General features: G+C 72.5%; 24 protein-coding genes and 1 tRNA gene. 10 read left to right on the top strand and 15 right to left on the bottom strand.

Features of this window, described 5'->3' with window-relative positions; translation table 11 throughout:
* Positions 1-5: 5 nt before the first annotated feature.
* The 3 genes from ACZ4SF_RS16065 to ACZ4SF_RS16075 all read right to left on the bottom strand — a co-directional run bounded on the left by ACZ4SF_RS16065 (position 6) and on the right by ACZ4SF_RS16075 (position 2,718).
* Positions 6-1,220: an acyl-CoA dehydrogenase family protein gene (locus ACZ4SF_RS16065; RefSeq protein WP_468384004.1), complete on the bottom strand. Its 1,215-nt coding sequence runs from the start codon at positions 1,218-1,220 to the stop codon at positions 6-8.
* A gap of 5 nt (positions 1,221-1,225) precedes the next feature.
* On the bottom strand, positions 1,226-2,248 hold the full coding sequence (locus ACZ4SF_RS16070; protein ID WP_468384006.1) for a phosphotransferase family protein: 1,023 nt from the start codon (positions 2,246-2,248) through the stop codon (positions 1,226-1,228).
* 170 nt (positions 2,249-2,418) lie between these two features.
* A complete protein-coding gene (locus tag ACZ4SF_RS16075; protein ID WP_468384009.1) occupies positions 2,419-2,718 on the bottom strand; it encodes a hypothetical protein in 300 nt (99 codons plus the stop codon).
* 114 nt (positions 2,719-2,832) lie between these two features.
* On the opposite strand from ACZ4SF_RS16075, the gene ACZ4SF_RS16080 reads away from it, so the two are divergent.
* Entirely contained in the window at positions 2,833-3,783 is a 951-nt protein-coding gene (locus ACZ4SF_RS16080) for an NADP-dependent oxidoreductase (RefSeq protein ID WP_468384012.1), read from the top strand.
* Here ACZ4SF_RS16080 and ACZ4SF_RS16085 read toward each other — a convergent pair.
* From ACZ4SF_RS16085 to ACZ4SF_RS16100, 4 genes are all read right to left on the bottom strand, one after another.
* Entirely contained in the window at positions 3,780-4,109 is a 330-nt protein-coding gene (locus ACZ4SF_RS16085; RefSeq protein WP_468384014.1) for a DUF202 domain-containing protein, read from the bottom strand. The two genes, ACZ4SF_RS16080 and ACZ4SF_RS16085, sit on opposite strands and share 4 nt — an antisense overlap.
* Complete coding sequence (locus ACZ4SF_RS16090) at positions 4,106-4,498, bottom strand: YidH family protein (RefSeq protein ID WP_468384016.1); 393 nt, start codon at positions 4,496-4,498, stop codon at positions 4,106-4,108. Before ACZ4SF_RS16090 ends, ACZ4SF_RS16085 begins: the two co-directional genes overlap by 4 nt.
* Positions 4,499-4,519: 21 nt before the next feature.
* A complete protein-coding gene (locus ACZ4SF_RS16095; RefSeq protein WP_468384843.1) occupies positions 4,520-5,035 on the bottom strand; it encodes an NUDIX hydrolase in 516 nt (171 codons plus the stop codon).
* 76 nt (positions 5,036-5,111) lie between these two features.
* Entirely contained in the window at positions 5,112-6,008 is an 897-nt protein-coding gene (locus ACZ4SF_RS16100) for a DMT family transporter (protein ID WP_468384019.1), read from the bottom strand.
* 459 nt (positions 6,009-6,467) lie between these two features.
* Here ACZ4SF_RS16100 and ACZ4SF_RS16105 point away from each other — a divergent pair, with 459 nt between their 5' ends.
* The 4 genes from ACZ4SF_RS16105 (at position 6,468) to ACZ4SF_RS16120 (ending at position 9,324) form a co-directional block, all read left to right on the top strand.
* Complete coding sequence (locus tag ACZ4SF_RS16105; RefSeq protein ID WP_468384022.1) at positions 6,468-7,475, top strand: hypothetical protein; 1,008 nt, start codon at positions 6,468-6,470, stop codon at positions 7,473-7,475.
* Positions 7,476-7,590: 115 nt separating this feature from the next.
* Positions 7,591-8,319, top strand: a complete 729-nt coding sequence (locus tag ACZ4SF_RS16110; protein ID WP_468384024.1) for a molybdopterin-dependent oxidoreductase — start codon at positions 7,591-7,593, stop codon at positions 8,317-8,319.
* On the top strand, positions 8,303-8,929 hold the full coding sequence (locus tag ACZ4SF_RS16115) for a cytochrome b/b6 domain-containing protein (RefSeq protein WP_468384026.1): 627 nt from the start codon (positions 8,303-8,305) through the stop codon (positions 8,927-8,929). Before ACZ4SF_RS16110 ends, ACZ4SF_RS16115 begins: the two co-directional genes overlap by 17 nt.
* Positions 8,930-9,153: 224 nt before the next feature.
* Positions 9,154-9,324, top strand: a complete 171-nt coding sequence (locus tag ACZ4SF_RS16120) for a hypothetical protein (RefSeq protein ID WP_468384029.1) — start codon at positions 9,154-9,156, stop codon at positions 9,322-9,324.
* Between the two features lie 15 nt (positions 9,325-9,339).
* Here ACZ4SF_RS16120 and ACZ4SF_RS16125 read toward each other — a convergent pair.
* The 3 genes from ACZ4SF_RS16125 to ACZ4SF_RS16135 all read right to left on the bottom strand — a co-directional run bounded on the left by ACZ4SF_RS16125 (position 9,340) and on the right by ACZ4SF_RS16135 (position 12,430).
* Positions 9,340-10,265, bottom strand: a protein-coding gene (locus ACZ4SF_RS16125) for an IS5 family transposase (RefSeq protein WP_468384846.1) whose coding sequence is annotated in 2 segments (ribosomal slippage) — positions 9,340-9,915 and positions 9,918-10,265 — 924 coding nt in all. Because the reading frame shifts where the segments join, the coding sequence is not laid out codon by codon here.
* A gap of 156 nt (positions 10,266-10,421) precedes the next feature.
* Entirely contained in the window at positions 10,422-11,861 is a 1,440-nt protein-coding gene (locus ACZ4SF_RS16130) for a GntP family permease (protein ID WP_468384030.1), read from the bottom strand.
* A 41-nt stretch (positions 11,862-11,902) separates the two neighbouring features.
* Positions 11,903-12,430, bottom strand: coding sequence for a gluconokinase (locus ACZ4SF_RS16135; protein ID WP_468384033.1), 528 nt, complete (start codon positions 12,428-12,430; stop codon positions 11,903-11,905).
* Between the two features lie 140 nt (positions 12,431-12,570).
* On the opposite strand from ACZ4SF_RS16135, the gene ACZ4SF_RS16140 reads away from it, so the two are divergent.
* Positions 12,571-13,272, top strand: a complete 702-nt coding sequence (locus tag ACZ4SF_RS16140) for a FadR/GntR family transcriptional regulator (RefSeq protein ID WP_468384035.1) — start codon at positions 12,571-12,573, stop codon at positions 13,270-13,272.
* Between the two features lie 31 nt (positions 13,273-13,303).
* Here the strand turns inward: ACZ4SF_RS16140 and ACZ4SF_RS16145 are convergent, their stop codons facing one another.
* A complete protein-coding gene (locus ACZ4SF_RS16145) occupies positions 13,304-13,717 on the bottom strand; it encodes a YchJ family protein (protein WP_468384038.1) in 414 nt (137 codons plus the stop codon).
* A 180-nt stretch (positions 13,718-13,897) separates the two neighbouring features.
* Here ACZ4SF_RS16145 and ACZ4SF_RS16150 point away from each other — a divergent pair, with 180 nt between their 5' ends.
* The 3 genes from ACZ4SF_RS16150 to ACZ4SF_RS16160 are packed head-to-tail and all read left to right on the top strand — an operon-like array spanning position 13,898 to position 16,663.
* Positions 13,898-14,209: a dsRBD fold-containing protein gene (locus ACZ4SF_RS16150; protein WP_468384040.1), complete on the top strand. Its 312-nt coding sequence runs from the start codon at positions 13,898-13,900 to the stop codon at positions 14,207-14,209.
* 12 nt (positions 14,210-14,221) lie between these two features.
* Positions 14,222-15,526, top strand: coding sequence for a phosphoribosyltransferase family protein (locus ACZ4SF_RS16155; RefSeq protein ID WP_468384043.1), 1,305 nt, complete (start codon positions 14,222-14,224; stop codon positions 15,524-15,526).
* Between the two features lie 9 nt (positions 15,527-15,535).
* A complete protein-coding gene (locus tag ACZ4SF_RS16160) occupies positions 15,536-16,663 on the top strand; it encodes a CapA family protein (RefSeq protein ID WP_468384047.1) in 1,128 nt (375 codons plus the stop codon).
* Between the two features lie 9 nt (positions 16,664-16,672).
* Here ACZ4SF_RS16160 and polX read toward each other — a convergent pair whose 3' ends face one another.
* The 4 genes from polX to ACZ4SF_RS16180 all read right to left on the bottom strand — a co-directional run bounded on the left by polX (position 16,673) and on the right by ACZ4SF_RS16180 (position 24,186).
* A complete protein-coding gene (gene polX, locus ACZ4SF_RS16165) occupies positions 16,673-18,400 on the bottom strand; it encodes a DNA polymerase/3'-5' exonuclease PolX (RefSeq protein ID WP_468384050.1) in 1,728 nt (575 codons plus the stop codon).
* A 21-nt stretch (positions 18,401-18,421) separates the two neighbouring features.
* A complete protein-coding gene (locus ACZ4SF_RS16170; protein ID WP_468384051.1) occupies positions 18,422-19,759 on the bottom strand; it encodes a M1 family metallopeptidase in 1,338 nt (445 codons plus the stop codon).
* An 80-nt stretch (positions 19,760-19,839) separates the two neighbouring features.
* On the bottom strand, positions 19,840-23,700 hold the full coding sequence (locus ACZ4SF_RS16175; RefSeq protein WP_468384053.1) for a Pls/PosA family non-ribosomal peptide synthetase: 3,861 nt from the start codon (positions 23,698-23,700) through the stop codon (positions 19,840-19,842).
* Positions 23,701-24,098: 398 nt separating this feature from the next.
* Positions 24,099-24,186: transfer RNA gene (locus tag ACZ4SF_RS16180), tRNA-Leu, on the bottom strand.
* A gap of 203 nt (positions 24,187-24,389) precedes the next feature.
* On the opposite strand from ACZ4SF_RS16180, the gene ACZ4SF_RS16185 reads away from it, so the two are divergent.
* Positions 24,390-25,715, top strand: a complete 1,326-nt coding sequence (locus ACZ4SF_RS16185; protein WP_468384056.1) for a M20/M25/M40 family metallo-hydrolase — start codon at positions 24,390-24,392, stop codon at positions 25,713-25,715.
* The last annotated feature ends 17 nt before the right edge of the window (positions 25,716-25,732 follow it).

Raw genomic sequence — 25,732 nt, forward strand, 5'->3', positions numbered from 1 at the left:
GTTCGTCAGCGGTGCTTCGCCAGCTCCCGTCGTGCCAGTGACCGCTGGTGCACCTCGTCCGGACCGTCGGCCAGCATGAGCGTGCGGGCGCTCGCGTACAGCTCGGCCAGCGGGAAGTCCTGGCTCACGCCGCCCGCGCCGTGCAGCTGGATCGCGCGGTCCAGGATGCCGACCACCGCGCGCGGAGTGGCGATCTTGATGGCCTGGATCTCGGTGTGTGCCCCCCTGTTGCCGACGGTGTCCATCAGCCAGGCCGTCTTCAGCACCAGCAGCCGCAACTGCTCCACGGTGACCCGGGCGTCGGCGATCCAGTTCTGGACCACGCCCTGCTGCGCCAGCGCCTTGCCGAACGCGGTACGGGACACGGCCCGCTCGCACATCAGCTCGATCGCCCGCTCGGCCATGCCGATGAGCCGCATGCAGTGGTGGATCCGGCCGGGCCCGAGCCGGGCCTGGGCGATGGCGAAGCCGCCGCCCTCCTCGCCGATCAGGTGGGACACCGGCACGCGCGCGTGGTCGAAGACGACCTCCGCGTGGCCGCCGTGGGAGTGGTCCTCGTAGCCGAAGACCTGCATCGCGCGCTGGACGGTGACACCCGGGGTGTCGCGCGGGACCAGGACCATGGACTGCTGGCGGCGGATGTCGGCGCCGTCCGGGTCCGTCTTGCCCATCACGATGAAGATCTTGCAGTCGGGGTTCATCGCCCCGGAGATGTACCACTTGCGGCCTGTGATGACGTACTCGTCGCCGTCCCGTTCGATGTGGGTGGTGATGTTCGTGGCGTCCGAGGAGGCCACGTCCGGCTCGGTCATCGCGAACGCCGAACGGATCTCACCGGCCAGCAGCGGTTCCAGCCACTGCTTCTTCTGCTCCTCGGTGCCGAACTGCGCCAGCACCTCCATGTTCCCGGTGTCCGGCGCGGCGCAGTTCGTCGCGGTGGGCGCGAGGTGCGGGGAGCGGCCGGTGAGCTCGGCGAGCGGCGCGTACTGGAGGTTGGTCAGCCCGGCGCCGTGCTCGGCGTCCGGCAGGAAGAGATTCCACAGACCCCGCTTGCGGGCCTCGGCCTTCAGCTCCTCGACCACGGCCGGGGTGTCCCAGGGCGAGGCCAGCGCGGCCCGCTGCTCCTCGGCGACCGCCTCGGCCGGGTACACGTGCTCGTCCATGAAGGCGAGGAGCCTTGCGCGCAGCTCCTCGGTGCGCGCGTCGAACGCGAAGTCCATGCCGGTCAGCCTTCCTGAAGAGTCGTCAGTCCGTGGTCGATGAAGACGGGCACGAGGTCGCCGATGCGGTCGAAGCCGCGGCCGACCGTCTGGCCGAGCGTGTAGCGGTAGTGGATGCCCTCCAGGATCACGGCGAGCTTGAACCAGGCGAACGCCGTGTACCAGGAGACGGCCGAGACGTCCCGGCCGGAGCGGGCGGCGTACCGCTCGATCAGCTCCCGCGGGTCGGGGTGGCCCGGGGCCTCGGCGGTGGTGGAGACGGGCGAGTCGCTCATGCCGAGCGGCCGGCTGTACATCACCAGCAGACCGAGGTCGGTCAGCGGGTCGCCGAGCGTGGACATCTCCCAGTCGAGAATGGCCTTGATCCGGTCGTCGTCACCGATCAGGACGTTGTCCAGCCGGTAGTCGCCGTGCACGACGGCCGGGGCGGGGGAGGTGGGCAGGGCGCGGCCGAGCGCCGCGTGCAACTGGTCGATGCCCGCCAGTTCGCGGTTGCGGGAAGCGTCCAGCTGCTTGCCCCAGCGGCGCAGCTGACGGTCCAGGAAGCCCTCCGGGCGGCCGAAGTCGGCGAGGCCCACCTCGGCGGGGTCCACCGCGTGCAGCTCGACCAGGGTGTCCACCAGCGACAGCACCGCGTTCCGGGTGCGCTCCGCGCCGAGCGGGGCGAGCTGGCCGGCGGTGCGGTACGGGGTGCCCTCGACGAACTCCATGACGTAGAACGGCGCTCCCAGCACCTCCTCGTCCTCGCACAGCAGCACCGGCCGCGGCACCGGCACGTCGGTCGGGTGCAGGGCACTGATCACCCGGTGCTCACGCTTCATGTCGTGTGCGGTGGCCAGCACATGGCCGAGCGGGGGCCGGCGTACGACCCACTTGGAGGTGCCGTCGGAGAGCGCATAGGTGAGGTTCGACCGCCCGCCCTCGATCAGCCGGCCACTCAGGGGGCCGTTCACCAGACCGGGGCGCTCGCGGTCGAGCAGGGCACGCAGCCGGTCGAGGTCGAGTCCGGGCGGGTGGTCGGCGCTCATTCATCACTCCTGTGAACGGGTGAACAAGAACAGGACTCATGATGCCGACCGGTCGGTATGCCGTCCAGTGCAGGGAGCGAACCCGGCGGGAAACGTGACCGGAGCCACGATAGGCCGACGGCCCCCCGGCGCGTCGCCCGGGGAGCCGTCGGCCCCTGTCTCCCTGTGGGTCAGTGGTCGTCCCAGTGGTCCCCGTGCTCGGCGTGGCGGTGGCCGTCGTGCAGATAGTCGACGTGGTCGCCGTGCGGCACCTGTGCGTGCCCGCACTCGTCGTGGTGCACATGCTCATGGCCCTGGTGGACGCAGTGCCCGGCCGGCTCGCACTCGTCCCAGTGCCCCTCGTGCTCCCGGTGCAGATGGCCGTCGTGGGCGTAGTCCACGTGGTCGCCGTGCGGCACGGCGCTGTGTCCGCAGTCCGGGCCGTGGGTGTGCGTCCCGTGCGCGGTGTGTTCTTGGTGAAGGGTGGTCATGGTGTTCACCTTCGGGGGATACGGGGTGCTGACGACGGACAGGCTGCCACGCATAAGCCGCATACAGGGGCATCCCGGTTGCGTGGCGTGCGAGTACCCCGGAGGGTCGAGGGCATGAAGGGCATCAGCTACAGCCGCTACGGCGGTCCCGAGGTGCTGGAGTACGGCGAGGTCCGCGACCCCAAGCTCGGCCCCGATCAAGTCCTGGTGAAGGTGCGCGCGGCGGGCGTCAACCCCGTCGACTGGAAGTGCCGCGAGGGCTACCTGGACTCGCTCCTGGACACCGTCTTTCCGGTGATCCCCGGCTGGGACGTCAGCGGAGTGGTCGTGCAGCCGGGAGTCGCGGTCACGGAGTTCGCCATCGGCGACGAGGTCATCGGATACGTCCGCGAGGACTTCCTCTCCCGCGGCACCTTCGCCGAGTACGTGGCCGCGCCCGTGCGCACCCTGGCCCGCAAGCCGCGCAACCTGTCCTTCGAAGAAGCCGCCGGACTCCCGCTGGCCGGCCTCACCGCCTACCAGGTACTGGTCAAGGCGCTGGACGTCAAGCAGGGCGAGACCGTCCTGGTGCATGCCGCGGCCGGCGGCGTCGGCTCGCTCGCCGTCCAGATCGCCGCCCACCTCGGCGCCCGGGTCATCGGTACCGCCGGCGCGGCCAACCACGACCACGTCCGCGCCCTGGGCGGCGAGCCGGTGGCCTACGGCGAGGGCCTGGCGGAACGGGTGCGCGGGCTCGTCCCCGGGGGAGTGGACGCGGTCTTCGACACCGTCGGCGGGGACGCCCTGAAGGTCTCCGCCAACCTGCTCGCTCCCGAGGGCCGGCTGGTGTCGATCGCCGACCCTGAGGTGTTCGGCTACGGCGGCCGGTACTCCTTCGTCCGCCCGGACGCCGACGACCTGCGCCGGCTGTCGGAGCTGGCGGAACAGGGCGTGGTGTCCGTGCACGTCCAGGAGACGTTCCCGCTGGAGCGCACGGCGGACGCGCACCGGCGGAACCAGGAGGGCCACACCCGCGGCAAGATCGTGGTCACGGTGGACTGGGAGACCGAGGAGGACGCCCCCTAGACGGCCAGGACGGCCGCGCACACCGCCATCGCCACCGCGCACAGCACGGCCGTCGTCGCGTGCCGGGGGGCGAGCGCGGGCGGCGGGGTTCGGGCGGACAGGGTGCGGATACGGTGGTGGGCCACCCGGAGGAAGCCCAGCCACAGCCCGCAGCAGACCGCGCACAGGACGACCCCGGTGACCGAAGTGCCCCCGTGCAGTGCCGTCTTCACGGCCAGGACGGCGGCCACGGTGGCGGACAGGGTGGTCCGGCGCCAGGCCAGCCGGGTGCGCTCCGGCTGCAGCCCGGGATCCCGGCCCGCCGGGCCCGGCTGCGCCGTCGTCATCCCTCCCACCCGACCAGCACGACCACGACCATGGCGACGGCCACCACCGCCACGACCAGGCTCAGCAGCGCCGGGAACCGGGACGCGGGCAGATCGTCGCCGCGCCGGATCGCCCGCTCGCACCGCACCCAGTGGTTCACCGCGCGCAGGGAGCACAGCACACCGGCTGCGAGGAGCGCGAGCGCGAGACCGACCCGTGCCCCCCAGCGCAGGTCCGGCAGGAACTGGTCCACCGCGAATCCGCCGCCGATCAGTGCGAGCGCGGTCCGCAGCCAGGCGAGGAAGGTGCGCTCGTTGGCCAGCGAGAACCGGTAGTCGGGCGTCCCGCCCTCGTCCCGCACCCGCTCCGGCGCGAACCACAGCCGGATGTTCCGTACGAATTCGCTCACGCGGCCGACCCTACCCGGCGATCACCGGCCCGCCCGGAACGCCTGCAGCCGCTCGAACGCGGCCAGCCCGTCCGGTACCCATTCCCACTCGCCGAGCCGCCGCTCGACCTCCCGCTCGGGCAGGAAGTCGTACCACTGGACCTCCTCCGCCTGCGGCTGCACGGGCAGTGCGCAGCGCACCTCGTACACCGCCGACCACCAGCTGTTCCCCGTGCCGTCGTCGTACAGGAACTTGAAGAGGTACTCCGGCCGGGGCAGCCCGCTGACGCCCAGTTCCTCCTGGGCCTCCCGCAGCGCCGCCTCGTCGTAGGACTCGCCCGCGCCGACGACCCCGCCGACGAACATGTCGTACAGGGAGGGGAACACCAGCTTCGTGGCCGTGCGCCGGTGCACGAAGAGCCGGCCGGCCGCGTCCCGGGCCTGCACGAACACACAGCGGTGGCGCAGGCCGCGGGCGTAGACCTCACCGCGCGGCTGCCGGCCGACGACCCGGTCGTGTTCGTCGACGACGTCGAGGATCTCGTCGGCGGGGTTCACGGCGCCGGCGCCGGCGGATCTCACCTGGGCGGGGTTCACGTCAGGAGGGTTCATACCCTCATCCAAGCAGGCGGGCTCAGCGGTGCTGGAAGCTCCGGGCCGGGGGCCGCGCCCCGGCCGTGCCGCACGGCATCGCCGGGTGCAGACCGAGCAGGACGATGCCCGTGACCACGGCCGCGAGCCCGGCCGCCTCCCAGGCCAGCGCCCCGGTGTCGGTGCGCAGCCGGTCGCCCATGAAGCCCACCCCGCACAGGATCCCGGCGAGCGGCTCGGCCGCGGTGAGCGCGGGCAGCGACATGCGCAGCGGGGCCGTCTCGAACGCGCTCTGCACCAGGACCAGGCCGGTGACCCCGCACGCCACCACGCCGTACGGCTGCCAGCCGGTGAACAGCTCGGTGAAGCCGCCCGCGGAGAAGCGGGTGCCGCTCACCCGGGTCAGCGCGTCCTGGATGCCGTACAGCAGCCCGGCCGCCAGGGCCAGCAGCACCGGGCCCCAGCTCAGCCGGGAGCGCTTGGCGTACGCCGTCAGGAGCAGGGCGGCGCCCACCACGGTCCCGATGATCAGCCAGTGCCGCAGCGGATCGGCGACCGCGCTGCTGCCGCGCGGCTCGCCCGCCATGATGAACGCGCTCACCCCGCCCGCGAGCAGCAGCAGACCGGCCCAGCCCTGGCGGCCCAGGGGCTGTCGGGTCTGGTGCCGGGAGAGGGCCAGGGCGAACAGCAGGTTGGTCGCGAGCAGCGGCTCGACCAGGGAGATCTCGCCCTTGCCGAGGGCGATCGCGCCGAGCACCATGCCGGCGACCATCAGTCCGAGGCCGCCCAGCCAGCGCGGCACCCGCATCAGGTCGAGGAGCAGCCGGAAGGACAGGAAGTCGCTGAGCGGTGCCTTCTGTGCCGCGTTCTGCTGGAGCACGAATCCGAAGCCCAGACAGCAGGCCGCACTCACGGCGAGCAGGAGAACCAGAACGGACAAGCTGTGTACCTCGATCATCCGGCCGTACCACGGGCACGTAGGGGCCGACTGTAGCGCTCCGGGTACGGCATTGCCCCGGAGTGCCCGGAACCGGGCGGTTGACTCGTCATGGTCCGGGGCCGGGGCGTCCTGCGCCATGGCGTACGCCACAGCGGGCCGGGGTGCGCGCTGCAGAACGTCATGGCGTAGGCCACAGCGGGCCGGGGTGCGCGCCGCGGAACGGCATGGCGTAGGCCACTGCGGGCCGGGGTGCGCGCCGCGGAAACGTCATGGCGTACGCCACAGGAAAGTCAGCCGGGCCTGCGGAGCGAGCCCCGCCACCTGCACCGGAGAGCGCAAGTGCCCTGCCCGGCAGGGAAGTTGAAGCCAGGATGACCAACGTTTCGCTTGACGTGATCCTAGGCTGAGGGTTTGCTGTGCGTGATCGGTCGATAGCAGCCCGAGAAAGTGGAACCCGCGGTGCCTCCTTCCCCGCCTCTGCTCGGCACATACCGGGCCCCCGCAGACCCGGCCGGCGACGCCGACGGTTCCGGGACCCACGCCGGCACCGACACCGCCGCCGACGGCTCCGGCGCTTTCGACGGCACCCTCGGCGACGCCGAACTCCGCACCGCCCGGGCCGCATTGGCCCAGGGCCGGCGGCAGGCCGCCCGCGCCCTGCTGGTGCACACCGGCGACGACTGGGACCGCCGCGGCCACCGCCTCACCGTCCTCGCCCGGGATCCCTGCGCCGCCGCCTGGGCGACCGACTGGCTGGCCGCCGAGCCCGGGTCCGCCGACGCCGCCGCGCTGTCCGCCCTGGCCCTGGTCCACGGTGCCCTGCGTGGCAAAGGGGAACCCGGCCGGGCCCGTGAGGCCTGCGACACGGCCGCCGCGCTCGCCCCCGCCGACCCCACCCCCTGGCTCGGCCGGCTGCTGCTGGCCCGCACCCTCGGCCCCGAACGCGAGCTGCTCGGCGCCTTCGCCGAGGTGCGTCGCCGCCACCCCGAGCACCACCACGCCCACCACCTGCTGATCGCCCGCCTCGCCGAACGCCCCGCGGGCGGCCGGGCCGAGGCCCACGAGGTGTACGACCTCGCCGAGCTGGCCGCCACCGAGGCTCCCGCCGACTCCCCGCTGGCCGTCCTGCCGGTCGTCGCGTACGCCGAGCGGTACCGGGTCCTCGCCGAGGCCGGCCTGGCCCCGGCCGATCCCGCCGCCCGCGCGCACTGGTCCGGCCCGCGGGCCCGGCGCATCCTGCGCGGCTGTTTCGACTGGTGGCTGGAGTGGGAGCACGACGAACACCCGCGCCGCCATCTCGACCTCAACCACCTCGCCTTCGCTCTGACCCGCGCCGGCCGCCCGGCCGAGGCCGCCGCCCTGTTCCAGCGCATCGGCGGCCACCCCACCCCGGCACCCTGGTCGTACGGGCACCGCGACCCCCTGGCCGCCTTCCGCGCCGCCCGCACCCGCGCGCTCGGGCACTGAGCACCAGGACCCTTCGGGCCGTAAGACAGGACAGGTACGCAAGAAGTCATTACGGAACCCTGACCGGCGATCCCTTTCCCTGGCCCCGTACGGCCCCGAGTGCTCGAATGAATACGTGAACCCTGAACAATCCGAGGAGCAGCACGGCCGGCCGATCGGCCGCCGGGTCTTCCTCGGCACCCTCGGCCTGGGCGCGCTCGGCGTGGTCGCCGCGCCGACGCTCCAGCGCGGCATGGAAAGCCTGCTCGGCGGTGTCGCCGGCAAGGACCCCACCGGCCTGACCGGACTGCTGCCCAACGGCGGCGGATTCCGCTACTACTCCGTCGCCGCCTCCGTCCCGCACAAGACCGCCGCCGACTACCGCCTCACCATCGACGGCCTGGTCGACCGCCCGCACAGCTACACCCTCGCCGAGCTGCGCGCCCTGCCGCAGACCCGGCTGGTCAAGGACGTCCAGTGCGTCACCGGCTGGCGGGTCCCCGGCACCCCCTTCGAAGGCGTACGCCTCTCCCACCTGCTGGAAGCGGCCGGTGTCCGCTCCTCCGCCAGAGCCCTCCGCTTCACCTGCTTCGACGGCACCTACACCGAGAGCCTCACCCTCGACCAGGCGCGCCGCCCGGACGTCCTGGTCGCCCTGCGCATGCAGGACAAGGACATCGGTCACGACCACGGCGGCCCGGTCCGCCTCTATGTCGCGCCCATGTACTTCTACAAGTCGGCCAAGTGGCTCTCCGGCATCACGGTCACCGACCGCGTGAAGCCCGGCTACTGGGAGAAACTCGGCTACGACGTCGACGCCTGGGTCGGCCGCTCGAACGGACGGACCGATGAGCCTACGAACTGAGACCCCGGCCCTGCCCGGCGCCCGCGTCCACCGTTTCACCCGGGCCGAACGGTGGGTCCACCGCGGCACGGCCGCGCTGATGGGTGTCTGTGTGGTGACGGCGGCCTTCCTCTACATCCCGCAGCTGGCCGTGCTGGCCGGCCGTCGTGAGCTGGTCGTCCGCATCCACGAGTGCGCGGGCGTCGCCCTGCCGGTGCCGGTCCTGCTGGGCCTGGCCTCCCGGGCCTTCCGCGCCGACCTGCGCTTCCTCAACCGCTTCGGCCCGCACGACCGGGTCTGGCTGCGTGCCGCCGTGCGCCGCGACAGACGCCACTCCTCCCGGCCGGCGGGCAAGTTCAACGCCGGCCAGAAGGTCTACGCCGCCTGGATCGCCGGCGCGACCCTGGTGATGCTGGGTACGGGCCTGATGATGTGGTTCACCCACGTCACCCCGCTGATGTGGCGCACCTCGGCGACCTTCGTCCACGACTGGCTGGCGCTGACCATCGGTGTGGTCCTGGCCGGGCACATCGGTATGGCCCTGGGGGACCCGGAGGCCCGCAAGGGGCTGCGGACGGGCTGGGTGAGCACGGAATGGGCGAAGCGGGAGCACCCCTTGTGGCGCTCCTGACGGACCGGTGGCGCCTGGCGTTCCTCTTCACGGCCCTGCGTCCACGGTGGTTGGCCCCCGCGCGGCCCGCCGTCCCGGGACCGGCGGGCCGACGCCTCGAAGGGCGCCCTCGCGGGGTAACCGGAACCTAGCCTTCCGGAAGAAAAAATGGAACCCCCGATTCCTGTTGACCCTGCGACGTGCAGAGACGCACTCTGAATCCCCGCGCCAGAAGGGAGCAGGAGATGAGCAGAGCCACCGACACGCTCCGCGTCGTCGAGTACTGGACGGACCAGGACACCCATGTGATCTTCCCCGTCGAACGCAGCGAGGACGTCGACCGCATGAGCGACGCTCAGCTCATCTCGGAGTACGGGGATCCCGCAGCGGGGGCGGTCGCGCGCATCGTCCACTAGGACTTGTCCGGGCGATCAAGTTCGCAGCCAGATGACCAGGGCCGCTGCTGTGGCGGTGCCGAGGAAGACGTACCCGCGTTTGTCGTATCGGGTGGCGACTGCTCGAGACTGCTTCAGACGGTTGATGGCCCGCTCGACGGTGTTGCGTTTCTTGTAGCGGTCTTCGTCGAAGCCGGGTGGCCGTCCGCCGCGTGAGCCTTTTCGCAGGCGGGCGGCCTGGCTGTCGGTCTTCTCGGGGATCGTGTGGCGGATGCCCCGGCGTCGCAGGTACTCGCGGCAGGGCCCGTTGCTGTAAGCCTTGTCGGCCGCCAGGCTGTCGGGCTTCTTGCGCGGCCTGCCCGGACCGGTCCTGGGGATGCGGATCTTCTCCAGCACGAGCTTGAACTGGGTGCAGTCCGCCCTCTGCCCGCCGGTGACCACCAGGGACAACGGGCGGCAGCGACCGTCCGCGCTCAGGTGGAGCTTGCTGGTGAACCCACCCCGCGAGCGGCCCAGGCCCTCACCTCCAGCACCACCTCCACCAGGCGGGCCACCAGGCTCTGCCACGGCGTTTCGCCCTGGTGTTCCACCTCTTCGGCCCCCTTTGGCGCCGGCGGCGGTTCGGCCCGAGCGCCGGCCGCGTGCTGATGAGCACGCACGATGGTGGAATCCACCGCGATGTCCCAGTCGATCTCACCTGCCGCGTCTGCCGCGGCCTGGACTTGCTGGAGCAGACGCTCCCACGTCCCGTCGGTCGACCACAGCCGGTGGCGTTCATAGACCGTCTTCCACGGCCCGAACCGTTCGGGCAGGTCACGCCACTGAACACCGGTCCGAACCCGGTGCAGAATCCCGTCGATCACCTGCCGGTGGTCCCGCCACCTGCCACAACGCCGGTTGCTGACCGGCAGGAACGGCCGCAGCCGTTCCCATTCGGTATCCGTCAGATCTCCCCGCCCCATGTCCACATCAACGACACCACTGCGAAGTAGTCACATGATCGGCCGGACAAGTCCTAGCCGGGCCGAACCGAATGGCCGGGCCGATCCGAACGACACCCCTGGGCGCACCCGCCCGCCGGGGAAGTCCGCCGCGCGGCCGTCCTCGTCGTACGGCCCCTAGATCACCAGGGACAGCAGCAGGACCAGTCCGCCGGCGACCACCGAGATGATGGTCTCCATCACCGACCAGGTCTTGACGGTCTGCCCGACGCTCAGCCCGAAGTACTCCTTCACCAGCCAGAAACCGGCGTCGTTGACATGGCTGAAGAAGAGCGAGCCGGCGCCGATGGCGAGGACAAGGAGGGCCGCGTGGGTGGTCGACATGTCGGCCGCCAGCGGCGCGACCAGCCCGGCGGCCGAGATCGTCGCCACCGTCGCCGAGCCGGTCGCCAGCCGGATCGCCACCGCGATCAGCCAGGCCAGCAGCAGCGCCGGGATCGACCAGTCCTTGGAGACGTCCAGGATCATCCGGCCCACACCGGAGTCGATGAGCGTCTGCTTGAAGCCGCCCCCCGCGCCGACGATCAGCAGGATGCCGGCGATCGGCATCAGGCCCTTCTCGACGGTCTGCTGGAGGCGGTCCCGGCTGAACCCGGCGGGCCGTCCCAGCGTGAAGAAGCCGACGAGCACGGCGGCGAGCAGGGCGATCAGCGGGGAGCCTATGACGTCGAAGACGCGCTGGGTCCTGTTCCCCGGGTCGTCGACGACGATGTCGACCAGGGCCTTGGCCAGCATCAGCACCACTGGCAGCAGGACCGTGGCGAGCGTCGCGCCGAAGCCCGGACGGCGCTCCAGATCCTCGGAGGCGCGCTGCGGCAGCATCCGCTCGGGCGCGGGAACGTCCACCCAGCGGGCCGCGACCTTCGAGAACAGCGGACCGGCGATGATCACGGTCGGGATGGCGACCAGGATGCCGAGCGCCAGCGTCACGCCCAGGTTGGCCTTGACCGCGTCGATCGCGACCAGCGGACCGGGGTGCGGCGGGATCAGGCCGTGCATCACGGACAGACCGGCCAGGGCCGGGACACCGATGCGCATCAGGGAGTAGTTGCCGCGCTTGGCGACCATCAGCACGACCGGGATCAGCAGCACGATGCCGACCTCGAAGAACAGCGGCAGGCCGATCACCGAGGCGATCAGCACCATCGCCCAGGGCATCGCGCCTCCGCCCGCCCGCCGCCCGCCGCCGTCCTTCTGCGGCCCTTCCCCGCCGAACCTGGCGAGGATCGTGTCGACGATCTGGTCGGCGCCGCCGGAGTCGGCGAGGAGCTTGCCCAGGATCGCCCCGAGCGCGATCAGGACGCCCACGCCGGCCACGGTGGCTCCGAGCCCGGTGGTGAAGCTGAGGATGGCCTTGTCGAGCGGTGCCCCGGCCACCGCCCCGAGCGCCAGCGACCCGATGGTCAGCGCCAGGAAGGCATGGAGCTTGAACTTGGTGATGAGCAGGACGATGACGGCGATGCCCACCAGGACGGCGATGCCCAACTGGGCATGCCCGGCGGAGGTGATCGGCGCTGGTGCGTCCGCTGCCAGCATCTCGACGCTGAGTCTGGTCACGGGGGTTCCCTTGTGGTTACGGGGGATCTTCTGCGAGAGAGCTACTGGGAGCTGCCCGCGGTGTCGGGAAGCGCTGCGAGGGCCCGTACGGCGCGCTCGCTGATCTCCTGGGGGCTGCCGCCGACGTCCACGGAGACACCCGCCTCGTCCGGCTGGAGCGGCTGGAGCGTGCCGAACTGGGAGTCGAGCAGCGCGGTCGGCATGAAGTGCCCCTGCCGCTGCGCCATCCGCTCCTCGATCAGCTGCCGGTCTCCCGTCAGGTGCAGGAACACGATCCCGGGAGCCACGGACCTGAGCCGGTCGCGGTACGACCGCTTCAGCGCCGAGCTGCTGACCACCCCGCCCAGCCCGGCCCGGCCGTGCGCCCAGTGCCCGATGGCCTCCAGCCACGGCCACCGGTCGGCGTCGTCGAGCGGGATCCCGGCCGACATCTTGTCGATGCTGGCCTGGGGGTGGAAGTCGTCGCCCTCGGCGTACGGGACGCCCAGCCGCGCGGCGAGCAAGGGACCGATCGTCGTCTTGCCCGTCCCCGCGACGCCCATCACGACGACGACCTGGGGGGTTCGCATCACTGCCTCGCTGTCTTCCTCGACATCCGACGCCACTGCGGCGTCGCCACACTGAAACCCATTAGGTACGACGAATTCAAGGGTCTGTGACTTATAAGTCTGACTTTTTGAGTCTGTGATCCACGCCGTACGCTGAGTGCATGACCACACCGGGCCGGGGGCTGCACGGCCATGTACTGGACACCCTCGGCCCCGCCATCACGGCCGGCGAGTACCCGCCGGGCAGCGTCCTGCGCACCGACGAGCTGGCACAGCACTTCGAGGTGTCACGTTCCGTCATGCGCGAAGCCGTCCGCGTGCTCGAGTCGATGCACCTGGTCGAGTCCCGCCGCCGGGTGGGCGTGACGGTCCGCCCGAAGGCCGAGTGGAACGTCTACGACCCCCAGGTCATCCGCTGGCGACTCGCCGGCGCCGACCGCCCGCACCAACTGCGTTCGCTGACCGTGCTGCGCTCCGCGGTCGAACCCGTGGCGGCCGGCCTCGCCGCGAAGCACGCCTCGCCCGAGCAGTGCGCCGAACTCACCGAGTGCGCGCTGGGACTGGTGGCCAACTCACGCGGCCACAAGCTGGAGGCGTACCTGGTCCACGACATCGCCTTCCACCGGGTGATCCTCGCCGCCTCCGGCAACGAGATGTTCGCCCGCCTCGGCGACGTCGTCGCGGAAGTCCTGGCCGGCCGCACCCACCACGAGGTGATGTTCGAGGACCCCGACCCGGCGGCAGTCACCCTGCACGTACAGGTGGCCGAGGCGGTCCGCGCGGGCGACGCGGCCCGCGCCGAGGAACTGACCCGGCAGATCACCGTGGGGGCCCTGCAGGAACTGGACGTCCTCGCGCCCTAGGCGGGCCGTCGGCCGGGAAAGGCCCGCGCGGCTACTCGTCCAGGAAGTCCCCGTCCACGTACACCCACGCCCCGTCCAGCCGCTCGAACCGGCTCCGCTCGTGCAGCGAGCCGCCCCGGTAGGACGCGCGGAAGGTCACCGTGCCCGTGCTGTGGAATGCGGACCCGCCGGTGGTGCCGAGGATCTCCAGCCCCGTCCACTTCGTCCGGGGGTCCAGGTCCAGCCGCTCCGGCCGGGTCCGGGGATGCCAGGTGCGCAGCAGGTAACCCGCGTCCCCCGTCACGAACGCGCTGTACCGCGACCGCATCAGCAGCTCGGCGGTCGGCGCTGCCGCCGGAGCGACGGGCGTCCCTCCGGCCGGGCCTGTTCCGGACCGGCGGAGGAAGCGGCCGCAGCAGGCGTCGTAGGCCAGGGGGAGTCCGCAGGGGCAGGAGCGCGAGGTCATGGCCCTCATTCTGCCCGGCCCAGCGGAGGCGTTCGTCTCGGGCCGGGTGCACAGTGGAAGAGGCCGGACGCACGCGCTCGACGGGGCGCGGGACCGTCGTCGGCATGCGGGCTCCGGCGCGCGCGGCCAGCCGCGGCGCTGCGACGGCCGGCTTCGCAGCACAGGGAGGCGAAACGGACGATGACCGATCCCTTGATCAGCCGTCCACCGGCCGTGAAGGAATGGCGGCTGAACGTGTACCTGTCCGAGCACGATCCGGACACCACGGCCCGGATCGTCCTGGACACAGGCGACAACGTACTGGAGAGCCACGCGGAGGCCCGCCGCAGTCCCTACGACCGGGCGATGCCCGACATCGGTGACGAACTGGCCGCCGGGCGCGCGCTGATCGCCATGGGCCGCATGCTGCTGCGCGCCGCCGACGGAGACATGAAGGCGACCGGCGCGGCCGACACGGACGGTCCGGCGCCGCTCTGGCTGCCCCGGGAGTGAAGGAGCCCCACCGTGCGCTTCACCGACCGGCTCGAAGCGGGACGCCGGCTGGGTGCTCGCCTGGAGTACCTGCGGGGCCAGGACGTGGTGGTGCTCGGCCTGCCGCGGGGAGGGGTGCCGGTCGCGGCGGAGGTCGCCGCGGCACTCGACGCGCCCCTGGACGTCTGCCTGGTGCGGAAACTGGGCGTGCCGTACCAGCCGGAGCTGGGAATGGGGGCGATCGGCGAGGACGGCGTCCGCGTCGTCAACCAGGAGGTGCTGCGCGCCTCCGGGGTCTCGGAGGACGATCTCGCACGGGTCGAGGAACGCGAGCGCCAGGTCCTCGGGGAACGCGGCGCGCGCTACCGGGGTGAAGCACCCCCGGCCGACGTCGCCGGCCGGACCGCCGTGGTCGTGGACGACGGCGTGGCCACCGGCTCCACCGCACGCGTCGCCTGCCGGATCGCCCGGGCCCGGGGCGCCGCCCGGATCGTGCTGGCGGTCCCCGTCGCCCCGCGGGACTTCGCCCTCCGGCTGCGCGGGGACGCCGACGAACTGGTCTGCCTGGACACCCCGTGGGACTTCGCCGCGGTCGGCCAGTTCTACGGCGACTTCACCCAGGTCGGCGACGACGAGGTGACCGCCTGTCTGCGGCAGGCGGCCAGCCGTCACCGGCGAGGGGCGGGCGCCGGATCCGCCGACCGCGAGGTGACGGTCACGGCCGGCGCCGTACGGCTCGGCGGGCGGCTCACCGTGCCCGACGGCGCCACCGGTGTCGTGGTCTTCGCCCACGGCAGCGGCAGCAGCCGGCACAGCCCGCGCAACCGGTTCGTGGCCGAGGGACTGCACCGGGCCGGCCTCGGCACCCTGCTGTTCGACCTGCTCACCGACGCGGAAGAGGCCGACCGCGGCAACGTGTTCGACATCGCCCTGCTGGCCGGCCGGCTGCTGGACGCCACCGACTGGCTGCGCGAGGAACCCGACGCCGAGGGGCTCGCCGTCGGCTGGTTCGGCGCCAGCACCGGCGCGGCCGCCGCCCTGTGGGCGGCCGCCGAACCCTCCGCACGGCCCGCCGCGGTCGTCTCCCGCGGCGGGCGTCCCGACCTCGCCGGAGTCCGGCTGCCCGAGGTGACGGCACCCACCCTGCTCATCGTCGGCGGCGCCGATCCGCTGGTGCTCGACCTCAACCGGGACGCACAGGCACGGCTGCGGTGCGAGAACCGGCTGGAGATCGTCCCCGGCGCCACCCACCTGTTCGAGGAACCCGGCACGCTGGAAAGGGTGACCGACATGGCCCGCGACTGGTTCACGGACCACATGGCACCCGCGCACGTCTAGCCGCGGGCCGTGCGCGAGGGAGCCGTCACCCTGTTCCTCGCCGGAGACGTCATGCTCGGCAGGGGCGTCGACCAGATCCTCCCGCACCCCGGTGACCCGGCCCTGCGCGAGGACTACGTGCGCGACGCCCGCGACTACGTCACCCTCGCGGAGGCCGCGAACGGACCGATACCCCGGCCCGTGGACCCCACCTGGCCGTGGGGCGAGGCACTGCCCGTCCTGGAGCGGGCCGCGCCGCACGTGCGGGTGATCAACCTGGAGACCGCCGTCACGCGCTGCGACGACTTCGCACCGGGCAAGGGCGTCCACTACCGCATGCACCCCGCCAACCTGCCCTGCCTCGCCGCTGCCCGCCCCGACGTCTGCGTCCTCGCCAACAACCACGTGCTCGACTTCGGACCCACCGGCCTGGCGGAGACGCTCGGCTCCCTGGCGGCGGCCGGGCTGCGCACCGCCGGAGCGGGCCACGAGGAGGCGGCATGGCGCCCGGCCGCCGTCCCGCTGCGGCCCGGCGGACGCGTGCTGGTCTTCTCCTTCGGGATGCCGTCCAGCGGGATCCCGCACAGCTGGGCCGCCACCGCCGAACGGCCCGGCGTGGCCCTGGCCGGCGCACCGACCGCGGCCGCCGCGCACGACTTCGCCGACCGCCTCCGGAGGGCCGAGCGGCCGGGCGACCTCGTCGTCGCCTCCGTCCACTGGGGAGCCAACTGGGGCCACACCCTCTCCCGCAACGAAATCCGCTTCGCCCACGCCCTGATCGACGCGGGCGCCCACGTCGTCCACGGACACTCCTCGCACCATCCGCGCGCACCGGAGGTGTACCGGGGCAGGCTCGTCCTGTACGGCTGCGGCGACCTCGTCGACGACTACGAGGGCATCGGCGGCCACGAGCGCTACCGCGACGACCTGCGGCTGCTGTACCTGGTCTCGGTCGAGCCCGGCACCGGCCTGCTGACCGGTCTGCGGATGGTGCCCCTCCAGGCGCGCCGGATGCGCCTGGAACACGCCTCGGCCGAGGACACCGCCTGGCTGCGCACCGTCCTCGACCGGCACGCCCGCGACCTCGGCACCCGGGTCGAGCACGGGGACGGCGGCACGCTCACGGTCCGGCCCCCGCACGCGGAAGCGCCCTTGTGAGGCCGGGGCTCAGTTCCGGCCCGGCTTGCGCAGGAACCGGCGCAGCCGGGTCAGCGGCCAGGTGTTGATCACGTCGTCCCGGGTGAGCCAGCCGCGCTGCGCGGTGCCGACGCCGTACCGCAGCTGCCCGAGGTGCGGCACCGCGTGCGCGTCCGTGTTCACGGCGAACCTCACCCCGTGCGCTTTGGCCCGCAGGATGTCCTCGTCGCGCAGATCGAGCCGGTCCGGCTGGGAGTTGACCTCCAGTGCGGTGCCGGTGCGCGCGCAGGCGGCGAACACCTCGTCCCAGTCGGCGTCGACACCGGGCCGTCTGCCGATCAGCCGGGTGGTCGGATGCCCGATGATGCCGACGTACGGGTTCTCGCAGGCCCGCACCAGCCGGCGCGTCATCGCCTCACGGCCCAGGTCGAAGTGCGAGTGCAGCGAGGCCACGCACAGATCGAACCCGGCCAGGAACTCCTCCGGCCAGTCCACCTCCCCGTCCGGGCCGATGTTCAGCTCGGTGCCGTGCAGCAGCCGCATCCGGCGCCGGGTGCCGTCCAGCTCCCGCAGCCGCTCCCGCTGGGCGAGGATCTTCTCGTCCGTCATGCGCTGCATGTACAGGTCGGGCGCGTGATCGGTGACCGCGTAGTAGTCGTAGCCGCGCTCCGCGGCGGCCTCCACCATCGCCTCCAGCGAAGCCAGGCCGTCCGTGAGGTCGGTGTGGGTGTGCAGGTCACCGCGGACGTCCCGCTCGGTCACCACCTCGGGCAGCTCCCCGTGCAGCGCCGCCTCGATCTCCCCGCGGTCCTCCCGCAGCGTCGGCGCGATCCACGGCAGACCGAGCCGCGCGTACACCTCCTCCTCGGTGCGGGAGGCGAGCGACTCCCCGCTCTCGGCGTCGAACAGGCCGTACTCGGAGAGCTTCAGCCCCAGGTGCACGGCGATGGTCCGGGTGCGGATGTTGTGCGCCTTGGAACCCGTGAAGTACTGCATCGCGGCACCCCACGACCCCGGCGGCACCACCCGCAGATCGACCTGGAGCCCCTTGCCGGTGCGCACGGACGTCTTCTTCGTGCCCCGCGCGATGACCTCGGCGGTGACCGGCAGCTCGCAAAGCGCCGCCATGAACGGCGCCGACCGCTCCGCCGCGACCAGCACGTCCACATCACCGACGGTCTCCCGCATCCGGCGCAGCGAACCGGCGTACGTACAGCGCTTGCAGCCCGGCACACCGCACAGTTCGGCGACGATCTCCTCGGCGGTGTCCAGGGCCAGCGACAGCGGAACCCGCGCACCCGCCCGCTGGAGCAGTTCGATGCCGTGCCGGATGTTCTCCTGCGTCTTCTCGCCGAAGCCCTTCAGGTCGGCCAGCGCGTCCGCCTCGATCGCCGCGGCCAGCTCGTTCACCGACGAGATGTGCAGGTCCTCGTAGAGCCGCAGGGCCTTCTTCGGCCCCAGGGTCGGGATCGTGATCAGCTCACGCACCCCGGCGGGGATCTTCGCCCGCCGCTCCTCGACCACCGCCATCCTGCCCGTGCGCAGATACTCGGTCACCTTCTCGGCGATCGACCGGCCCACGTTCGGGATCTCCCGCAGCCCGTCGACGTCCAGCGTCGAGACGTCGGCCGGATACCCGCCGATCGCCCGCGCCGCCTTCTCGTAGGCGCGCGCCTTGAAGGCGTCGCCTCCGGTGATCGCGATGAGATCGGCGTACTCCTGCAGGAGCGCCTCGACCTCGTCATTGCGCCGAGCCACCCTTCAAGTCTAGGAAGACGTCTACGGAACGTCCTGGAGCACCGGCAGCGCAGGCAGCGCCGTCCCGTACAGCCAGGCGTCGAACAGGCCGTCCAGCGGCTCGTCCGTGAAGCGGGCCGCATGCGCGGTGAACACCTCCGTCGTCACCGCACCGTTCCGGTGCAGCCGCACCCAGCCGCGCACCATGCGGAAGAAGGCCTCGTCGCCCAGCGCGCACCGCACCGCGTGCACGGCCAGGCCGCCCCGCTCGTAGACCCGGTCGTCGAACATCGACTTGCGGCCCGGGTCGGCCAGCTTGAGGTCCTGCGGCAGCGTGGCCAGCAACCGGTGTGCGGCGGCGGCCAGTTGCTGCGCACCACGGCCGCCCGAGCGCTCGGACCACAGCCACTCCGCGTACTTGGCGAAGCCCTCGTTCAGCCAGATGTGCCGCCAGTCGGCGATCGACACACAGTTGCCGAACCACTGGTGCGCCAGCTCGTGCGCCACCAGCCGTTCCGAACCCCGGGCCCCGTCCACGTGGTTGGAGCCGAACAGCGACAACCCCTGTGCCTCCACGGGCACATCGAGTTCCTCCTCGGTCACGGCGACCGCGTAACTGTCGAACGGGTACGGCCCGAACAGCTCCTGGAACAGGTCCATCATCGCGGGCTGCCGCGCGAAGTCACGGGAGAACTCCGGGAGCAGCCGCGCCGGGATGTGCCCGTGCTGCGCAACGCCGCCCGGACCCGGGTCGCCCAGCAGCACCGTCTGGAACGTGCCGATCGCCAGCCCGACGAGATAGCTGGACGTGGGCGCGGACTGCTCGTACACCCAGGTGGTCGTCGAGGCCTTCGTGGTACGGGTCAGCAGGCGCCCGCCCGCGACCACCGCGTACGCGGACGGCGTGGTCACCGATATCTGGTACGACGCCTTGTCGGCGGGCCGGTCGTTGCACGGATACCAGGACGGCGCCCCGACCGGCTGGCTCGCCACCAGCGCCCCGTCCTCCAGCTCCTCCCAGCCGAGCCCGCCCCACGGGCTGGCCACCGGCTTCGGGTTGCCCGACCAGTGCACCTCGACCGTGAACGCGGCGCCGGCCCGCACGGGCTTGGCCGGGCGGATGCGCAGCCTGCCGCCACGGTGCGTGTAGTGCGGCTGCCGGCCGTCCACCCGAACCCGGCCGATCCTGAAGTCGGCCAGGTTGAGCTGGAACTCGGTGAGCGCCGCCCGCCCCGCGATGGCGTTGATCCGGGCGGTCCCGGCCAGTCGGTTCGGGCCCGGGCGGTAGTCCAGCGCGAGTTCGTAGCGGTGCACCCGGTAGCGGGCGTCACCGTTGTCCGGGAAGTACGGGTCCCGTCCGGCCGACTGCTGAACTGCCACTGCTGTGTCCGCTCCCTGCGCTGTGCCACCACTGCCTGCCGGTGCCCGTGCCTCACCCACGAGAACCCGGTGGCCCGCGGTCACGGACGCCATGCCTCGATCGGGTTGCCGAGCCAGCGGGTGTCGTCCGGGACGGACTCCGCGGCCATGACGAGCGACGCGGGACCCAGGGTCGTACGGGCCCCGATCGTGCTGCCGGGCAGCACGATTCCGCCAGGACCCAGCGTGGCGCCCTCACGGAGGACCACAGTATCCGTCCGCAAGATCCGGTCGTGGAAGAGGTGAGTCTGCAGCACACAGCCCCGGTTCACGGTGGCGGCGTCCTCCAGGGTCACCAGGTCCGTCTCCGGCAGCCAGTAGCTCTCCACCCAGACCCCCCTGCCGATGCGCGCGCCGAGACCGCGCAGCCAGGCCGTCATCACCGGTGTCCCCGGCACCGCCCCGGCCAGCCACGGCACCGCCAGCACCTCGACGAACGTGTCCGCCAGCTCGTTGCGCCACACGAACGAACTCCACAGCGGATGCTCCCCGGCCCGGTGCCGCCCCACCAGCAGCCACTTCGCCACGACGGACACCGCCGCCGCCGCGGCCCCCGCCGCCGCCAGCACCAGCCCCGACAGGACCCAGGCCCACGCCCCCAGCGCACACAGAGCCAGCACCGTCGCCGCGGCCAGCGCCGCCGAGCACAGCACCGGCACGATCCGGCACAGCTCCACCAGACCCCGCGCCCACAGCAGCCGGGCCGGCGGCTCGTACGTACGGCTCTGGTCCCCGCCGGCCGCACTGCGCGGCAGCTTCACCGGCGGCAGCCCCAGGTACGAGGTGCCCTTCTTCGCCTTCTTCGGCGTCGCCGAGAGCACGCCGACCAGACCGCCGTCCGGCACGCTCCGCCCGGGCGCGGTCATCCCGGAGTTCCCGAGGAACGCCCGCCGCCCGATCTCCGCGCGCCCGATCCGGACCCAGCCGCCGCCCAGCTCGTACGGCGCCGTCAGCGTGTCGTCCGCCAGGAACGCCCCGTCACCGACGGTGGTCAGGCTCGGCAGCGCCAGCACGGTCGACACCTCGGCCCCCCGCCCGATCCGCATCCCCAGGAGCCGCAGCCACACCGGCGTGACCAGACCCGCGTACAGCGGGAACAGCGTCTCCCGGGACCGGTCCATCAGCTGCGTCACCGTCCACGCCTGCCAGCCGACCCGGCCGTGCGTCGGATGCGTGCCCTCGCGCAGCCCCAGGCTGAGCAGCCGTACGGCGACCAGGATCTTCAGCGCGTACACCAGCCCGAAGGCCAGCGTGGCCGGCACGAGCGCGAGCGCGGCTCCCCCGAGGGCCCCGGCGAGTCCGGTCCCGGGTGTCACGAAGACACGGGCGACCAGCAGCGCGGCCACGCCCGCCGACACCGGCATGGCGCTCAGCGCGACGCCCGTCACGCCGTACATCACCCGCCACCACCTGCCCCGCTGCGGCCGCTCCTTCGGCCAGTTGCGCTTGGCCTTGCCGAGCTTGACCGCGGGCGCGCCCGCCCACCGCTGACCGGTGGGCACCTGCCCGGAGACCGCCGACCCCGGCGCCACCTCGGCCCGCTTGCCGACCCGCGCGCCCGGGAACAGCATGCTGCGCGTCCCGACGACGGCGTGCGCGCCGACCCTGACCGGGCCGATCTCCAGCCGGTCGCCGTCCAGCCAGTACCCGGACAGGTCGACCTCGGACTCCACGGCCGCGCCCCGGCCCAGCCTGAGCATGCCGGTGACCGGCGGCAGCGAGTGCAGATCCACCTCGGGCCCGACCTTGGCGCCCAGCGCCCGCGCGTACCGCTCCAGCCACGACCCGGTCAGCGCGGTCGCCCCGCTGAACTCGGCCAGCCGTTCGGCCGCCCACAGCCGCAGATGCACGCTCCCACCGCGCGGATACCGCCCGGGCACAACCCCCCGCAGCAGCAGCCGCGCCCCGCCCGCCGCGAGCGCGATCCGCCCGGGCGGGGTGAAGAACAGCAGGGCACCGGCCGCGAGCAGCCACCAGGGCGCGGTCGGCAGCCAGGCGTAGCCGGGCAGCAGGTTCCCGGCCGCGGCCAGGGCCAGCGTCCAGCGCAGCCCGAGCAGGGTGACCAGCGGCAGGAGCAGGAGAAGCTGGACGGCCTGGGCACGGACCGGTACCGGGGCGACGGTGCGCCGGGCGCCGTCGTCCTGCGCCGAGGCCTCCAGCCGCCGGGCGAGCTTGCGCAGGACGGGCTGCTGGTAGATGTCGAGGACGGCGGCGCTCGGGTACCGGGTGCGCAGCCGGGTGGTGAGCTGAGCGGCGGCCAGAGAGCCGCCGCCGATCGCGAAGAAGTCGTCGCAGGCGCTGGTCACCGGGATGCCCAGGACCTCCGCCCACTGGTCGGCGAGCCAGGCCTCGGTGCCGTAGAGGGCCGCCTTGGGGGCCTCCACCCCCTGCAGCGGCCATGGCAGGGCGCCCCGGTCCACCTTCCCGGAGGTCCGGGTCGGCAGCTCGGCGACCGGCGCGAGCAGCGGCACCAGCGCGGCGGGCAGCGCGGCCCGCAGCTTCTCGACCGCGGCGGCCTGGTCCCAGCCGTCCTGGGTCACCACGTAGCCGACGAGGAGCTGATTGCCGCTGCGGGCGGTGCGCACGGCGGCGGCCGCCCCGGCCACGCCGGGCAGCGCCTGCAGCGCGGCGTCCACCTCACCCAGCTCGATGCGCCGCCCGCCGAGCTTGATCTGCTCGTCGGCCCGCCCCAGGAAGATCAGTCCCTCGGGCTCCGCCCGCACCAGGTCACCGCTGCGGTAGGCCCGCTCCCAGCCCAGCGACGTGAGCGGCGCGTACTTCTCCGCGTCCTTCCCGGGGTCCAGATACCGCGCGAGTCCGACCCCGCCGATCACCAGCTGCCCGCTGCCCCCCATGGCCACGGGCTCCCCGGCGTCGTCGACGACGGCAAGCTCCCAGCCGTTCAGCGGCAGCCCGATCCTGATGGGCTCCTCGCCCGTCATCAGCGCCGCGCAGGCCACGACGGTCGCCTCGGTCGGCCCGTAGGTGTTCCACACCTCGCGCCCCTCGGTGACCAGCCGCTGCGCCAGCTCGGGCGGGCAGGCCTCGCCGCCGAAGATCAGCAGCCGTACGTCGTTCAGGGTCTCGGGCTCCCAGAGCGCGGCCAGCGTCGGCACGGTCGAGACCACGGTGATCTCCTGCTCGACCAGCCAGGGCCCGAGATCGGCCCCGCTCCTGACCTGTGCTCTCGGTACCGGCACCAGGCAGGCGCCGTAGCGCCAGGCCAGCCACATCTCCTCGCAGGACGCGTCGAAGGCGACGGACAGCCCCGCCATGACCCGGTCTCCGGGCCCGATCGGCTCCTCGGCCAGGAACAGCGCGGCCTCGGCGTCCACGAAGGCGGCGGCGCTGCGGTGCGTGACGGCGACGCCCTTGGGCTTCCCGGTGGACCCGGAGGTGAAGATGATCCAGGCGTCGTGCTCGATGCCGGGGCGGGCGGCCGGGACGTCGGAGGCACCGTCGACGGTGATCCGGTGCCCGGCTCCGACGACGGCCCGTACGCCCGCCTCTTTGAACACCAGCTCGGCCCGCTCGTCCGGATCCTCGGCGTCGACGGGGACGTAGGCGGCACCGGCGGCCAGAACCGCGAGGATCGCGACATACAGCTCATTGGTCCCGGAGGGGACCCGCACCCCGACCCGGTCCCCGAGCCCGACCCCCGCGGCGGCGAGCCGCAGCCGCAGCCGCTCCACCTCCACGGCCAGCGCACGGTAGCTGAGGCGGTGGGTGCCGTCGTCCAGCGCCGGCTCGTCCGGGTACGACCGCACCGACGCGTCGAAGACGTCGACCAGGGTGCGCGGCGAGGCGGCCGGCCCCGCGGAGAAACGCGCCCTGTCACCGAACTGCGTGCGGATCTCTTCGTCGAGCAGGCCGAGAGCACTGCTCTCGTCTATGGCTGCCATCAGGTCCTCACGTCGGGTCCGGCCGGGTAACAAACCGGAAATCTTAGTGCGACGCTAAGCTCCGCCCGTTCGTCCGGCCACTCAGGAGGGACTGTTCGGATGCGCACGGTGACCGGCCCGGCCCGCTGACCTGCCGGTCTGTGCAGCGGACGAGAGATGGCCCACACGAGCGCCAAAATGCGGACATTCAGGGCCAGTTGGTGCGACTGTCAGCCGCCCCGGCGGGGCGGGCGGGCGCGGGGAGGTGAAGAGAGGCACGCGACGGGCCGGCAGGGCGCGTGACGGCCCGGCACGGGGAACAGGGCCGCGACGGGCCGGCACGGGGGCGCGCCGGCTCGGTACGGGAAACGCACCGGTACGGGAAAAGTGGAGGGCCCCTGATGAACAGGGGCCCTCACTGGTGTCCGAGGGGGGACTTGAACCCCCACGCCCGATAAAGGGCACTAGCACCTCAAGCTAGCGCGTCTGCCATTCCGCCACCCGGACAAGGTGTCTGTCGTGCGAGTCCTCCCTTTCGGCGGGATTTCTCTCGCGGCGACGAAGGAAACATTACCAGGCTTTCCGGGGTGGCTGATCACCCCCCGGCCGGCGTGAACGGCGTGTGACGGGCCGGGACCGGTCTTGGGTCCGGACCAGGGCCGGAGAGAGGATGAGGGCAACCACCAGCAGTGACAGCGGGAGGAACCAGCGTGAGCGAGACGGACACGGCCAAGGGCGTCACCGGCGAGGACGAGGTCGTGGACCTCTGCCGCGAGCTGATCCGGTTCGACACCAGCAACTACGGCGACCACTCCGGGCCGGGGGAGCGCAAGGCCGCCGAGTGGGTCGCCGAGAAGCTCGCGGAGGTCGGGCTGGAACCCGGGATCTACGAGTCGCACCCCGGCCGCACCTCCACCGTGGCCCGCATCGAGGGCGAGGACCCGTCACGGCCCGCGCTGCTGATCCACGGCCACCTGGACGTCGTACCGGCCAACGCCGACGACTGGACCCACCACCCGTTCTCCGGCGAGATCACCGACGGGTGCGTGTGGGGGCGCGGGGCCGTCGACATGAAGGACATGGACGCGATGACCCTCGCGGTCGTCCGTGACCGGCTGCGCAGCGGGCGCCGGCCCCCGCGGGACATCGTGGTCGCCTTCCTCGCCGACGAGGAGGCGGGCGGCACCTACGGCGCCCGCTGGCTGGTCGACCACCACCCCGAGCTGTTCGAGGGGGTCACCGAGGCGATCAGCGAGGTCGGCGGCTTCTCCTTCACCGTGAACGAGCAGCGCCGGCTCTACATGATCCAGACGGCCGAGAAGGGCATGCACTGGATGAAGCTCACCGTGGCCGGCACCGCCGGGCACGGCTCCATGATCCACCGGGACAACGCCATCACCGAGCTGTCCGAGGCCGTCGCCCGGGTCGGCCGGCACAAGTTCCCGGTCCGGGTCACCAAGACCACCCGGGCCTTCCTCGACGAGCTGGGCGACGCCTTCGGCGCCGAGCTGGACCCGGAGGACATGGAGTCCACCCTCGTCCGGCTCGGCGGCATCGCCAAGTTCATCGGCGCGACGCTCAGCAACACCGCCAACCCGACCCAGCTGAACGCCGGCTACAAGGTCAACGTCATCCCGGGCGAGGCCACCGCCCACATCGACGGACGGTTCCTGCCCGGCCACGAGGAGGAGTTCCTCGCCGACCTCGACCGGCTGCTCGGCCCGAACGTCCGCCGTGAGGACGTGCACTCCGACAAGGCGCTGGAGACCGGCTTCGACGGACCGCTGGTGGCGGCCATGCAGTCGGCGCTGCTGGCCGAGGACCCCACCGCCAAGGCCATCCCCTACATGCTCTCCGGCGGTACCGACGCCAAGTCCTTCGACGACCTCGGCATCCGCGGCTTCGGCTTCGCCCCGCTCAAGCTGCCGCCGGAGCTGGACTTCGCCGGCATGTTCCACGGCGTGGACGAGCGGGTGCCGGTGGACGGGCTGCAGTTCGGCGTGCGGGTCCTCGACCGGTTCATCGACGCGTCGTGAGGCTCTGCCCTCAGGTA

It is taken from the genome of Streptomyces sp. NPDC027663, from assembly GCF_055566415.1.

Coding starts and splice junctions, on each gene's coding strand:
- ACZ4SF_RS16080 (WP_468384012.1), top strand. CDS start 2,833: ATGAAGGGCATCAGCTACAGCCGCTACGGCGGTCCCGAGGTGCTGGAG.
- ACZ4SF_RS16075 (WP_468384009.1), bottom strand. CDS start 2,718: ATGACCACCCTTCACCAAGAACACACCGCGCACGGGACGCACACCCAC.
- ACZ4SF_RS16120 (WP_468384029.1), top strand. CDS start 9,154: ATGAGCAGAGCCACCGACACGCTCCGCGTCGTCGAGTACTGGACGGAC.
- ACZ4SF_RS16085 (WP_468384014.1), bottom strand. CDS start 4,109: ATGACGACGGCGCAGCCGGGCCCGGCGGGCCGGGATCCCGGGCTGCAG.
- ACZ4SF_RS16145 (WP_468384038.1), bottom strand. CDS start 13,717: ATGACCTCGCGCTCCTGCCCCTGCGGACTCCCCCTGGCCTACGACGCC.
- ACZ4SF_RS16115 (WP_468384026.1), top strand. CDS start 8,303: ATGAGCCTACGAACTGAGACCCCGGCCCTGCCCGGCGCCCGCGTCCAC.
- ACZ4SF_RS16070 (WP_468384006.1), bottom strand. CDS start 2,248: ATGAGCGCCGACCACCCGCCCGGACTCGACCTCGACCGGCTGCGTGCC.
- ACZ4SF_RS16150 (WP_468384040.1), top strand. CDS start 13,898: ATGACCGATCCCTTGATCAGCCGTCCACCGGCCGTGAAGGAATGGCGG.
- ACZ4SF_RS16065 (WP_468384004.1), bottom strand. CDS start 1,220: ATGGACTTCGCGTTCGACGCGCGCACCGAGGAGCTGCGCGCAAGGCTC.
- ACZ4SF_RS16140 (WP_468384035.1), top strand. CDS start 12,571: ATGACCACACCGGGCCGGGGGCTGCACGGCCATGTACTGGACACCCTC.
- ACZ4SF_RS16135 (WP_468384033.1), bottom strand. CDS start 12,430: ATGCGAACCCCCCAGGTCGTCGTCGTGATGGGCGTCGCGGGGACGGGC.
- ACZ4SF_RS16175 (WP_468384053.1), bottom strand. CDS start 23,700: ATGGCAGCCATAGACGAGAGCAGTGCTCTCGGCCTGCTCGACGAAGAG.